Origin of the sequence: Allobrachymonas chironomi DSM 19884, assembly GCF_000374625.1 — a bacterium.
Lineage (GTDB): Bacteria > Pseudomonadota > Gammaproteobacteria > Burkholderiales > Burkholderiaceae_C > Brachymonas > Brachymonas chironomi.
Genome location: NZ_KB894770.1, coordinates 121,242 through 132,580 on the forward strand (window position 1 = coordinate 121,242; position 11,339 = coordinate 132,580).

14 protein-coding genes are annotated in these 11,339 nt (G+C 64.0%); 4 read left to right on the forward strand and 10 right to left on the reverse strand.

Translation table 11 applies throughout. From position 1 onward, the window contains the following. The first annotated feature begins 26 nt into the window (after nt 1-26). On the forward strand, nt 27-488 hold the full coding sequence (locus C513_RS0108160; RefSeq protein WP_018715559.1) for a DUF4442 domain-containing protein: 462 nt from the start codon (nt 27-29) through the stop codon (nt 486-488). A 27-nt stretch (nt 489-515) separates the two neighbouring features. Here the strand turns inward: C513_RS0108160 and C513_RS0108165 are convergent, their stop codons facing one another. Then, entirely contained in the window at nt 516-872 is a 357-nt protein-coding gene (locus C513_RS0108165) for a DsrE/DsrF/TusD sulfur relay family protein (RefSeq protein WP_018715560.1), read from the reverse strand. Nucleotides 873-988: 116 nt separating this feature from the next. Next, a complete protein-coding gene (locus tag C513_RS0108170) occupies nt 989-3,382 on the reverse strand; it encodes a Tex family protein (protein ID WP_018715561.1) in 2,394 nt (797 codons plus the stop codon). 205 nt (nt 3,383-3,587) lie between these two features. Here C513_RS0108170 and C513_RS13010 point away from each other — a divergent pair, with 205 nt between their 5' ends. Next, nucleotides 3,588-4,133 (forward strand): hypothetical protein, encoded by a 546-nt coding sequence (locus tag C513_RS13010; protein WP_018715562.1) that lies wholly within the window; start codon nt 3,588-3,590, stop codon nt 4,131-4,133. A 17-nt stretch (nt 4,134-4,150) separates the two neighbouring features. Here C513_RS13010 and C513_RS0108180 read toward each other — a convergent pair whose 3' ends face one another. From C513_RS0108180 to C513_RS13690, 7 genes are all read right to left on the reverse strand, one after another. Further along, on the reverse strand, nt 4,151-4,621 hold the full coding sequence (locus tag C513_RS0108180) for a PaaI family thioesterase (RefSeq protein ID WP_018715563.1): 471 nt from the start codon (nt 4,619-4,621) through the stop codon (nt 4,151-4,153). Further along, complete coding sequence (locus C513_RS0108185) at nt 4,618-4,899, reverse strand: Dabb family protein (RefSeq protein ID WP_018715564.1); 282 nt, start codon at nt 4,897-4,899, stop codon at nt 4,618-4,620. Before C513_RS0108185 ends, C513_RS0108180 begins: the two co-directional genes overlap by 4 nt. A 57-nt stretch (nt 4,900-4,956) precedes the next feature. Then, the gene (locus tag C513_RS0108190) at nt 4,957-5,310 is read right to left on the reverse strand and encodes an AzlD domain-containing protein (RefSeq protein ID WP_018715565.1); all 354 of its coding nucleotides are present in this window, start codon (nt 5,308-5,310) and stop codon (nt 4,957-4,959) included. Then, on the reverse strand, nt 5,297-6,016 hold the full coding sequence (locus C513_RS0108195) for an AzlC family ABC transporter permease (RefSeq protein ID WP_018715566.1): 720 nt from the start codon (nt 6,014-6,016) through the stop codon (nt 5,297-5,299). Before C513_RS0108195 ends, C513_RS0108190 begins: the two co-directional genes overlap by 14 nt. After that, nucleotides 6,013-7,017 (reverse strand): tRNA dihydrouridine(20/20a) synthase DusA, encoded by a 1,005-nt coding sequence (gene dusA, locus C513_RS0108200; RefSeq protein WP_018715567.1) that lies wholly within the window; start codon nt 7,015-7,017, stop codon nt 6,013-6,015. The genes C513_RS0108195 and dusA overlap by 4 nt, the downstream gene beginning before the upstream one ends. A gap of 6 nt (nt 7,018-7,023) precedes the next feature. Next, a complete protein-coding gene (locus tag C513_RS0108205; RefSeq protein ID WP_018715568.1) occupies nt 7,024-8,376 on the reverse strand; it encodes a sodium-dependent transporter in 1,353 nt (450 codons plus the stop codon). 150 nt (nt 8,377-8,526) lie between these two features. Further along, nucleotides 8,527-9,051, reverse strand: a complete 525-nt coding sequence (locus C513_RS13690; protein WP_018715569.1) for a GNAT family N-acetyltransferase — start codon at nt 9,049-9,051, stop codon at nt 8,527-8,529. A 136-nt stretch (nt 9,052-9,187) separates the two neighbouring features. Between C513_RS13690 and C513_RS0108215 the strand changes: the two genes are divergently transcribed. Next, nucleotides 9,188-10,309 carry an LD-carboxypeptidase gene (locus tag C513_RS0108215; RefSeq protein ID WP_026320689.1) on the forward strand — a complete coding sequence of 374 codons (1,122 nt, stop codon included), beginning with the start codon at nt 9,188-9,190 and terminating at the stop codon, nt 10,307-10,309. A gap of 88 nt (nt 10,310-10,397) precedes the next feature. Further along, nucleotides 10,398-11,099, forward strand: a complete 702-nt coding sequence (locus C513_RS13020) for a DUF502 domain-containing protein (RefSeq protein ID WP_018715571.1) — start codon at nt 10,398-10,400, stop codon at nt 11,097-11,099. Here C513_RS13020 and C513_RS0108225 read toward each other — a convergent pair. Then, the coding region (locus tag C513_RS0108225) for a recombinase family protein (protein ID WP_018715572.1) at nt 11,096-11,339 on the reverse strand (244 nt) is incomplete at its 5' end. The genes C513_RS13020 and C513_RS0108225 overlap by 4 nt on opposite strands.

Sequence of the window (11,339 nt, forward strand, 5' to 3'; positions counted from 1 at the left end):
CTTTTTATTTTTTCAACGGCTGACCGATGCAATTTACCCCGCGCAACATCCTGCTCTACACCTTCTTCAAGCTGCCCTCTGCCTTCTGGTGTGGCGTCCGCGTGGAATCGCTGGGTGACTGGAGCTGCACCACCACGGTGAAGCACCGCTGGATCAACCAGAATCCGTTCCAGTCCATGTATTTTGCCGTGCAGGCGATGGCCGCAGAAATGTCTACCGGCGTGTTGCTGATGAAGAAAATCCATGCCAGCGGCCAGCCGGTATCGATGCTGGTGGCCAACAACCGTTCCAGCTTTGGCAAGAAGGCACGTGGCCGCATCCGCTTCCGTTGCGATCAGGGCGCGGAATTTGAGCAGGCGCTGCAGCAGGCGCTTGCGCAGGATGAGGGCGTGACGGTCTGGGTCAGCAGCATCGGTACCGATGAGGCCGGAGACGAAGTCAGCCGCTTCGACTTTGAATGGACGCTGCGCCGCAAGAAACCGGCCTGACGCCGGCGGAACGCTGGTCGTGGCGGATCAGAACACCAGTACCTTGTCGGCTTCGAGCGTGTAATCGGCCAGTTCGCCCAGATTGCCGATTTCGCAGCCGGCGATCAGCGGCAGATTGATCAGGCCGCGATTCTGCATGCAGGTGCGGCAGACGCGAACCGTGCCGCCCATCTCGACCAGCATTTCCACCATTTCCTGCAGGGTGCTGCCGCTGGCATGGGCCTGGTTCGGCAGCGCCACCACGGTGGCATCGGACATCAGGAACATGGTCACCCTGGGCTGGCTGTCCTTGCCGGCCAGCGACAGGGCCAGACGCAGGGCGGAATGGCAGTTTTCGTTACCGTAGGGCGCAGCATTGACGATGAACAGGATGTGCTGGGACATGGATGCCTCGTGTCGGTGTGGCAGCTGCCCTTGTCCTGCATGTGCGCCAGCATGGCAGCTGGCCGGTTCAGGTAAGGGCGCACATCAGTCTATTATCAGCGAAATCGTTGTGTTGGTCAGCGCTTCAACCCCTTGAGTTTTTCAAAAGCCGAAGCCATGGCGGTCGGCTGCGCCTGTCCCCTGCCCTGACCTGCACCGTGGCTGCGCGAGCCTTGATTGCCGCCACCGCCACGGCGCTCCTGTCCCGGCGGGCGCTGGCTGCCAGCAGGCGCATCGAGCTTCATGGTCAGGCTGATACGCTTGCGCGCCACGTCCACTTCCAGCACCTTGACCTTGACGATCTGGCCGGTTTTCACGACTTCGTGCGCGTCCTGCACGAAACGGTTGGAGAGCTGGCTCACGTGCACCAGGCCGTCCTGGTGCACTCCCAGATCGACAAAGGCACCAAAGGCGGCGACGTTGCTGACAGTGCCTTCCAGCACCATGCCTTCGCGCAGGTCGGCCATATCTTCCACGCCCTCGTTGAAGCGTGCCACGGCAAAATCGGGGCGCGGGTCACGTCCCGGTTTTTCCAGCTCCTGCAGGATATCCCTGACCGTGATGACGCCGAACTGCTCGTTGGCAAACAGCTCGGGGCGCAGGGTCTTGAGCAGCTCGGCACGGCCCATCAACTGGTCCACCGGCTTGCCCACCTGAGTGATGATGCGTTCCACTAGCGGATAGGTTTCCGGGTGTACGCCAGTCATGTCGAGCGGATTGCTGCCGTCGCGAATGCGCAGAAAGCCGGCGCTCTGCTCGAAGGTCTTGGGCCCCAGGCCGGTCACCTTGAGCAGCTGGGCGCGATCGGCAAAAGCACCGTTGGCCTCGCGCCACTTGACGATGGCCTTGGCTACCGTCCCGCTCAAGCCGGAAACACGGCTCAGCAGCGGCGCACTGGCGGTGTTCAGGTCAACGCCGACACCGTTCACGCAGTCCTCGACTACGGCATCCAGCGTACGGGCCAGTTCGCTCTGGTTGACATCGTGCTGGTACTGGCCCACGCCAATGCTCTTGGGATCGATCTTGACCAGCTCGGCCAGCGGATCCTGCAGGCGGCGCGCAATACTGGCGGCACCGCGCAGGCTCACGTCCACATCGGGCATTTCCTGGCTGGCGTATTCGCTGGCGCTGTAGACCGAGGCACCGGCTTCGCTCACCACCACCTTCTGGATGGGCAGTCTGGGCATGTGGTTGGCGGCTGCGGTTTTCTCCAGCAGCTTGATCAGGTCGGCCGCCAGTTTGTCGGTTTCGCGGCTGGCGGTGCCGTTGCCAATGGCGATCAACTGCACGCCATGCTGCGCACACAGGCGCGCCAGCGTGTGCAGGCTGCCGTCCCAGTCGCGGCGCGGTTCGTGCGGGAACACGGTAGCAGTCTCCAGCAGCTTGCCGGTGGCATCCACCACCGCCACCTTGACACCGGTGCGGATGCCCGGGTCCAGGCCCATCACGGCTTTCTGGCCGGCCGGCGCGGCCAGCAACAGGTCACGCAGATTGTCGCCAAACACCTTGATGGCCACCTGCTCGGCATCTTCACGCAGGCGCGCAAACAGGTCACGCTCCAGCGACAGCGACAGCTTGACGCGCCAGGTCCAGGCCACGCACTTGCGCAGCAGGTCGTCCGCCGGGCGGCCCTGGTGGCTCCAGCCCAGGTGCAGCGCGATACGGCCTTCGGCCAGGCTGGGCTGCTGCAGGCGGGAACGCGCATCGGCAGCCGGGGCATCCATCTCGGGCAGCACCAGTTTGGCGTCCAGGATGTCCTGGCTGCGGCCACGGAATACCGCCAGCGCACGGTGCGAGGGCACGCGGCCAATCGGCTCGTCGTAGTCGAAATAGTCGCGGAACTTGGCCACTTCCGCATCGTTTTCATTCTTGCCGTCCATCAGCTTGCTCTGGAACAGGCCCTCTTCCCAGAGCCAGCCGCGCAGCAGTTGCACCAGGCTGGCGTCTTCCGCCCAGCGTTCGCTCAGGATGTCGCGCACGCCATCCAGTACCGCCGGGATGGTGGTGAAGTCTTCACCGCCCTCGCCTTTTTCGGCCAGCACAAAGGGCTGGGCTTCGGTTTGCGGGTCCAGAGCCGGGTCGGCAAACAGCTTGTCAGCCAGCGGTTCGATGCCGAATTCGCGCGCGATCTGGCCCTTGGTGCGGCGCTTGGGCTTGTACGGCAGGTAGAGGTCTTCCAGCTCCTGCTTGGTCGGTGCGGCGTCGATGGCGGCACGCAGTTCCGGCGTGAGCTTGCCCTGCTCGTCGATGCTCTTGAGGATGGCCTCGCGGCGGCTGGCCAGTTCGCGCAGGTAGGACAGGCGGGCCTCCAGCTCGCGCAGCTGGATATCGTCCAGGCCGCCAGTAGCCTCCTTGCGGTAACGCGCAATGAAGGGGACGGTGGCACCGCCATCCAGAAGTTCGACTGCTGTCTGAACTTGCTTTGGCAGCACCTTGATTTCATTCGCTATTTGCTGGATGATGGCGGTCACTTGAGCCTGCTCCCCATGGGTCTAGGTAAATCGGAAACGCTAGAGTATGCCACTTTGCAGCCGCGTTTCCGGCGCGCTGGCCCGACCAGCCGGAGATCGTGCCTATGTCACGCCCGGCGCCTCGGATGCCATGCTGTCCTGCGTGCAGGGCCGGTGCTGCGGTATATTGGCGCTGTTGCGGCATCTCGCCGCCCTAGGAGATTCCATGCGCTTCCGTTCCCTGATCATGATCATTTTCTTTGTCCTGGTGGGTGGCTTTGTCACCCTGAACTGGATGGAACTGTCCCGCAACACGGTGCTCAATCTGGGCGTGACCACGGTCGAAGGGCCGCTGGGACTGGTCATGCTGGGCCTGTTGCTGCTGGCGGTGATCCTGTTTCTGGGCTATGCCGTGATGATCCAGACCAGCTCGCTGCTGGAGACGCGTGCCCACACCAAGGAAATGAAGACGCAGCGCGAGCTGGCCGACAAGGCCGAGGCCAGCCGCTACACCGAGCTGCGCGGCTTGATCGACAAGATCGAGACCGAATCACGCGACCGCCAAAGCCAGCTGCAGCAGTGGATGGACAGCCGCCTGAACACGCTGCAGGACCAGGTCTGCAGCCGTGTCGATACCAGTGGCAACACCATCGCTTCCTACATGGGGGAACTGGAAGATCGCCTGGAGGCGCAAGGCCTGCCGCCGAATGCGGCCATGGATCGACGTGTCCCGGCAGATGCGGTGGAGATCAAGCGCGAGTATCCGCTGTAAGCGGCTGACAAGCAGGCTCAGTCGGTGGCAATCACCGGCTGCATGTCCTTGGGCAGTTGCAGCGACTGTGCCTTGCGGCTGCCTACCGCCAGCTTGCGCACGTACTTGAAGGTACCGGTACCATGGGTGCACAGCTGGCCTTTGGCATCGCGCACTGCGGCCTCGACAAAGGCCATGGTGGCCGTGCGATGCAGCACCTTGCCCTCGGCCACCAGCTCGCCCTGGGCCGGCCGCATGAAGCTTGATTTGAGCTCGATGGTGACCACGCCCATGCCGTCTTCCAGCGAACGTGCTGCCGTGGCCATGGCCACATCCAGCAGCGTCATGCAGACACCGCCGTGCACCACGTGGAAGGAATTCAGGTGCTCCGGCAGCGGCGTGTAGCCCACTTCCGAGCGCCCTTGCGCCGCCATGCGGATCTGCAGACCCAGATGGTCGGCAAACGGTACCAGCGGGATATTGACGCGTGGCGGCTGTGCTTCGCTCATGCAGCGTAGTCCAGCACGGTGCGGCTGGAGCACATCGGCTTGACCTGGGCCTTGACCGCCATGTGATCGGGATGATCCTGGTAGGCATCAAGCGTGGCCTTGTCCTCGAACACGGAGTACAGCACCACATCGCCATTGGCCTCCAGACCGTCTGTGCGCAGGCCCACTTCCAGCGTGATGATGCCGGGCACACAGTGGCGGCAGCTTTCCAGCAGCTCTTTCATGCGCGGGGCGTCGGCAGGGTTGTGCAGGGACCAGATGACGATGTGCTTGATCATGGTGATAGTTGTCGTATGTTGCGGAAAACTGCCAGCTTACCGCAAATTCCGACTCGCTCAGACGGCGGCCAGCCAGTACCACGAGAGCAGGCCGAATGCCAGCACGCCAACCAGCGTGGGCATGGCGATGCCGCCGGCCAGCCGGCGCGCCAGCAGAATTGCGGCGATCGCCAGTAGCAGCCGGGCCAGTTGCCAGAACGGCTCGCCCCAGGACCATTGCGGCCACAGTGCCGCCACCAGCAAGGCGCCAATCGCCGCCGGCCCGAGCGCCTGCAGCGCTCCCATCAGGCGTGGCGGCAATGTCCGCCCGCCCTGCTGGCTGCGCTGCAACCAGCGCATCGGCAGCAGGCGCAGCAGAAAGGTGCCGGCACCGCAGACCAGGATCACCCACCAGAGATCAGCGTGCGCCATGTGCCCTCCCGGTGTACAGCGCGCCCAGCAAGGCTCCGGCAGCCAGCCCGCCCAGCATGGCATAGTGCGCAGGCAGCAGCCACAGCAGCAGCGCAGTGCTGAGCATGGCGCCCAATGTCACCTGCAGCCGTGCATGGCGGAACATTTCCAGCAACAAGGCCATGAACAGCGAGGGCAGCACGAAATCCAGCGTCTGGTTCAGCCAGGCCGACTGTTGCCCCAGCTGCTGGCCCAGCAGTGCCCCGAGAATGGTGCCGCCAACCCAGGAGGCATACGCGCCCAGCTGCATGCCCAGATACCAGCCCTGCCGATCGGCTGGCGCCATGCTGTCCAGCCGGCTGACCGAAGCGGCGTAGACCTCGTCGGTCAGCCAGAAGGCCAGCAGCGGTGCCGGCAGCAGCGGCGCGCCCTGCCCCAGCTTGTCCAGAATCGAGGGGCCATAAAACAGGTGGCGCACATTCATCAGCAAAATCGTGCCGATGATGCTGAACGGCCCGGCACCGGCAGCCGCCAGCGCCACCAGCACGAACTGTGCCGCACCGGCATACACCACCACCGAGGTCATGATCGCCAGCAGCGGCGAAAAACCGGCCTGGATGGCCATCAGGCCAAAGGAAAACGCCACCGGGAAATAGCCCAGTGCAATCGACAGGCTGTGCGTCAGTCCCTGCAGCACGGCATGCCGCGTGACGGCGGGTGTGCTCATGTGCCAGATACGGGCAGTTGATCGGCGGCCAGGGCCTGTTGCGCCAACCGATAGACTTCACGTGCCGGCTCACTCTTCAGACGGTGATCGCTCCAGACCTGGCGCCAGCGGCGTGCGCCGCGCTGGCCATGGCGCAGGCCCAGCATGCAGCGCGCCACGGCGTACCACCAGGTATCGTGCTGGGCCGCTTCGCGTTCCATGTACTCGACCATGGCCAGCTCCACGGCATCGCGGTCGACGCGCGGGCGCAGGTCCTCGCTGCCCTCCATCAGCGCATCCCACGACGTCAGGCTCCAGGGGTTGTGCCAGGCCTCGCGCCCGATCATCACGCCGTCAACGTGCTCCCAATGCGCGCGGATCTGTTCGGCATGGGCGATACCGCCATTGACGCTGATGTGCAGGTCCGGGAAATCGCGCTTCAGCTGGTAGGCCACCTCGTAGCGCAGTGGCGGAATCTCGCGGTTTTCCTTCGGGCTCAGGCCCTTGAGCCAGGCATTGCGCGCATGCACGATGAACACCTGGCAGCCGGCATCGGCCAGCGTGCCGACAAAATCGCGCACCATGGCATAGCTTTCGTCCTTGTCCAGGCCGATGCGGTGCTTGACGGTGACCGGAATGGCGTGGACGGCATCCTGCATCGCCTTGAGGCAATCGGCCACCAGTACTGGCTCACGCATCAGGCAGGCACCAAAGGCGCCCGATTGCACCCGTTCGCTCGGGCAACCGCAATTCAGGTTGATCTCGTCATAGCCCCATTGCTCACCGGCCCTGGCGCTGCCAGCCAGCAGGGCCGGATCACTGCCACCGAGCTGCAGCGCGACCGGGTGCTCCTCGGCGTTGTAGCGCAGGTGGCTTTCGGCGGCACCGCGCATGATGGCACCCATGTTGATCATCTCGGTATAGAGCAAGGCACGCTTGCTCAGCAGCCGCCAGAAGTAGCGGGCATGCCGGTCGGAGACATCCAGCAAGGGGGCCGTGGCCAGGCGCGGGCGTTGCTGCATCTGCGCTTACCCCAGCAGCAGGCTGATGAACACGGCAATCACGGCCAGCGGCGCCACAAAGCGGCTGACGATACGCCAGACTGTGTAGCCCGGACCCTCCAGGCCCAGTTCGCGGCGGATGCTGTCCTGGTTCATGAACCAGCCGGCAAAGATGATGATGCCCAGGCCGGTCAGCGGCAGCATGAATTTGCTGGTCAGCTTGTCCAGGAAGTCGAAGATGTTGTTGCCCATGATCTGGATATCGCTCCAGTGGTTGAAGGACAACAGCGAGGCCACACCCAGCAGCCAGATCACGCTGCCGGCCACCAGCGTGGCCGACTTGCGGCCCAGCGGGGTTTTTTCTTCCAGCAGTGCCACCACCGGCTCCAGCAGCGACATCGACGAGGTCAATGCGGCAAAGCTCAGCAGGATGAAGAACAGCGCTCCCAGCACGGTGCCGCCGGTCATGTTGCCAAAGGCGATCGGCAGCGTCACGAAAATCAGGCCGGGGCCGGCGCTGGGCTCCAGGTGGTGCGAGAACACCAGCGGGAAAATCGCCATGCCGGCCATCAGTGCAATGGTGGTGTCCAGCAGCACCACGGTGCGGGCGGTGCCCAGCAGATTGACATTCTGGCCCAGGTAGGCGCCGTAGGCGGTCATGATGCCCATGCCCAGCGACAGCGTGAAGAAGGCGTGACCCAGTGCGGCCAGCACCACCTGGCCGTTGATGGCGCTCCAGTTGGGCGTGAACAGGAACTCGGCAGCGCGGCCGGCAGCGCCGGTGGTGACGCCATAGCCCACCAGAATCAGCAGGACCAGCACCAGGCCCGGCATCATGATCCTGGAAGCGCGTTCCAGGCCGCCGGTCACCCCCATGGCCACGATCGCCATGGTCAGCCCCATGAACACGGTATGCCACAGCAGCAGGCTGCCGGCGTCACCCAGAAAGCCGTTGAACACGGCACCGGTCTGCTCCCCGTTCATGCCCTGGAAGGTGCCGGAGCCGGTCCGGAACAGGTAGTCCAGTGCCCAGCCGCCAATCACGCTGTAAAACGACAGGATCAGGAAGGCTCCCAGAATGCCAACCAGACCCAGCCACTTCCAGTGGCGCGAGCGGCCTTCCTGCAAGGCCACATGCTCCATGGCCTGGATCGGGTTCTTCTGCGCGCGGCGGCCAATCAGCCATTCCATGACCAGGATCGGCACGCCGATCAGTGCAATGCACAGCAGGTAGGTCAGCACAAAGGCCGAGCCGCCGCTGACTCCGGTCATGTAGGGAAATTTCCAGATGTTGCCCAGGCCAACGGCCGAGCCGGTGGCGGCCAGAATAAAGCCGAATCGGGAACTCCACTGGCCGTGGGATGCCTTGGTGGTACTCATGATGGATCCTTGTTGCGTTCAGGCAGGCTGGCGCAGCAGGCCCGCCTGACATGTCATCGGTGTCTTCGTCCCGGACACGGCAGCGCCACGGGCCTGAAGCATAAAGTGACAGATTCTAGCCGAGGCAGGACAGCACAAGCCTCCGGGTGCTCAAGGTTTGCGGTCGGGCAGGTAGGCGCGCATCATCCAGACCGCCCCCGGTCCGAAACTGCCGACATCCGGTCCCGGAGCCGGTGCAAAGCCAAAACGCCGCCAGTAGTTGTCGGCACCCTGCACCGCTACAAGTGCGGCCTGCGGCCAGTCGTAGGCAGCGCCCTGCTGCAGGACCTGCTGCAGCAGGCGGTTGGCCAGGCCCTGACCGTGGTGGTGCGGGGCAATGGCGATATCGTGCACGTAGAGGCAATCGGCCTGGTGCGGAGCGACCAGATGGGACTGGTTCCAGATCGGCACCTGCTTGCTGGACCAGGGAATGGCAATCGCATAGCCACACAAGACATCCGGGGTATCGGCCATCACGGCACCCCAGCTGAGGGGGCGCTCAGGCAGACCGGCGTGCAGTTTTTTCTGCAGCACATGGGCGTGCTCGATCAGACAGGGCGCATACGCCTTCGCCTGAACCGCAAGAACGGCTTCGATGGGCCATTGCTGCAGGGGACGAAGCAGATAAGGAGGCATGACGGACAGAAAACAAATACAGGCTTTTTCAAGCCAATGGAATGTGATGTGCCAGGGAGTGTCAGAACGATGCGATTGTGGCAGATCTCTTGTCATTGCTGCTGCCACGGTCAGGAATTACAGGGAAAATGACGATATGTTCACACCCGGACCTGCCCTCACCCGCCGAACCCTGTTGCAGGCTTGCAGCAGTGTGGCCGGCGGGCTGCTGCTGCCGGCATGCGCCGCGCAATCCACTGTGCCCGCATCGCCGCACGCCCCGCGGCTTCGGTTGCTGGCACCCTCCGGCTATCTGCCCGACCCGCAGCGTATCGGCATCGGGCTGCAGCGGCTGCAACGTGCCGGTTTTGTGCTGGACAACACGGCAGCCCTGGGCCGGCGTCATCTGCGTTTTGCCGGCACCGATGCCGAGCGCGCTGCCGACCTGCAGGAGGTGGCTGCGGGGCGCGTGCCCACACCACAAGTGCTGCTGGGCGCACGTGGCGGCTACGGCGCGATCCGGCTGCTGCCCCTGATCGACTGGGCAGCGCTCGGTAGCCGCATGCGTGAAGCCGGCACGCTGTTCCTTGGCTATAGCGATGTCTGTGCGCTGCAACTGGCGCTGCTGGCGCAGGGCCGCACTGGCAGCTTGGCCGGCCCGATGTTCTACAGCGAATTCGGCAGTCCGTGGCCGAGCGCCTTCGCCCTGCAGCAGTTTGTGCAAACCGTCACCAGCACGCGCCATGCCATCGAGGTGCCGGTACCGACCTCGCGCGCGCTGCAGCTGGAGGGCGTGTTCTGGGGCGGCAACCTGTCCGTGCTGGCAGCGCTGGCCGGCAGCCCCTGGATGCCGCAGGTACCTGGCGGCATCCTGTTTATCGAGGATGTGGGCGAACAGCCCTACCGGCTGGAGCGCATGCTGCAGACGCTGCACCTGTCCGGTGTGCTGAAACAACAGCAGGCCATCGTGCTGGGCAGCTTCCGGATCCGCAACGAGGAAGACGGCTACGACGCCAGCTACGATTTCGACAGCGTGATCGGCGTGCTGCGGCAGATCACCGGGCTGCCGGTGCTGACCGGCTTTCCGTTTGGTCACATCCGCGACAAGGTCACCATGCCTCTGGGCTGGCCGGCGCGCCTGCAGACAACGGCGCAAGGGTATCGGCTGGTCTTTTCCGGTTACCCGCGACTGGATGCGCGCCACTTGCAGCTGCACACCCTGAGCGATCCGGTATCTGTTGCACCTGTTACGTCTGCTGCCGATGACGACAGTGCCTGACAGGCCTCCCTGCGCCGGTGAATTCCCTACAATCCGGAACTGAGGGTGGCTGTCAGCCATCCGCCAGCTTTCTGTACCTGCCTGCACCATGGACGACGCTTCTAAAAACGCTCCCACCCCCGCCAAGAAATCGCATCTGCTGCGCCATATCCTGACCGGCTTTTTTGCCATTGCCCCGCTCTACGTGACCTGGTGGGTATTCCAGTTCATGTTCGGCCTGCTGGCCAACGCCGGCAAGCCGCTGGTCAGTGCGGCCGCCAGCCTGATCGAGCCGATCTCGACAACGGCCTCGCAATGGCTGCTGGCCACCGAATTCCAGAACCTGATGGCGGTGCTGCTGACTCTGCTGACGCTGTACATCATCGGCCTGCTGGCAACGCAGGTGATCGGCCGCCAGCTGATCAAGTGGATGGAAGACCTGATGATCAAGCTGCCCGGCGTGCAGATCATCTACAAGGCCACCAAGCGCTTTATCGAAACGCTGAGCAACCCTTCGGTCAAGGGCCAGCGCGTGGTGTTGATCAACTTCCCCTCCTCCGAGATGAAGGCAGTGGGCCTGGTCACGCGCGTGCTGATCGATACCGACACCGGCAAGGAGCTGGCTGCCGTGTACGTGCCCACCTCACCGAACCCGACTTCGGGCTATATCGAGATCGTGCCGATGGACGACGTGGTACCGACCGACTGGACCTTCGAGGAAGCGATGAACTTCGTGATGACGGGCGGGGCCAACTCGCCGGACACGGTGAAGTTGGGGTCGTCTCAGAAAACGGAAAATAAAGCACGCTAAGCGTGCGTGGAGGCTGGCACCCAGCGGTACAGCGTCGGAATGGACACGCCGAGGTTCTTGGCCACGTCCTTGGGCGGCACCCCGCTGGCCAGCAGCTTCTTGGCCGACTCGATCTTGCTGTCGGTCATCTTCGGCTTGCGGCCGCCTTTGCGGCCGAGCTGCTTGGCGACTTCCAGCCCGGCGCGGGTGCGCTCGACGGTCAGCTCGCGCTCCATTTCGGCAAGGCTCGCCATGACGTGG

What these genes read in the sequence shown, in the direction of transcription:
- C513_RS0108205 (WP_018715568.1), bottom strand. Translation starts at nt 8,376, where the DNA reads ATGAGTACCACCAAGGCATCCCACGGCCAGTGGAGTTCCCGATTCGGC.
- C513_RS0108195 (WP_018715566.1), bottom strand. Translation starts at nt 6,016, where the DNA reads ATGAGCACACCCGCCGTCACGCGGCATGCCGTGCTGCAGGGACTGACG.
- C513_RS0108185 (WP_018715564.1), bottom strand. Translation starts at nt 4,899, where the DNA reads ATGATCAAGCACATCGTCATCTGGTCCCTGCACAACCCTGCCGACGCC.
- C513_RS13010 (WP_018715562.1), top strand. Translation starts at nt 3,588, where the DNA reads ATGCGCTTCCGTTCCCTGATCATGATCATTTTCTTTGTCCTGGTGGGT.
- C513_RS0108165 (WP_018715560.1), bottom strand. Translation starts at nt 872, where the DNA reads ATGTCCCAGCACATCCTGTTCATCGTCAATGCTGCGCCCTACGGTAAC.
- C513_RS13020 (WP_018715571.1), top strand. Translation starts at nt 10,398, where the DNA reads ATGGACGACGCTTCTAAAAACGCTCCCACCCCCGCCAAGAAATCGCAT.
- C513_RS13690 (WP_018715569.1), bottom strand. Translation starts at nt 9,051, where the DNA reads ATGCCTCCTTATCTGCTTCGTCCCCTGCAGCAATGGCCCATCGAAGCC.
- C513_RS0108160 (WP_018715559.1), top strand. Translation starts at nt 27, where the DNA reads ATGCAATTTACCCCGCGCAACATCCTGCTCTACACCTTCTTCAAGCTG.
- C513_RS0108180 (WP_018715563.1), bottom strand. Translation starts at nt 4,621, where the DNA reads ATGAGCGAAGCACAGCCGCCACGCGTCAATATCCCGCTGGTACCGTTT.
- C513_RS0108215 (WP_026320689.1), top strand. Translation starts at nt 9,188, where the DNA reads ATGTTCACACCCGGACCTGCCCTCACCCGCCGAACCCTGTTGCAGGCT.
- C513_RS0108190 (WP_018715565.1), bottom strand. Translation starts at nt 5,310, where the DNA reads ATGGCGCACGCTGATCTCTGGTGGGTGATCCTGGTCTGCGGTGCCGGC.
- dusA (WP_018715567.1), bottom strand. Translation starts at nt 7,017, where the DNA reads ATGCAGCAACGCCCGCGCCTGGCCACGGCCCCCTTGCTGGATGTCTCC.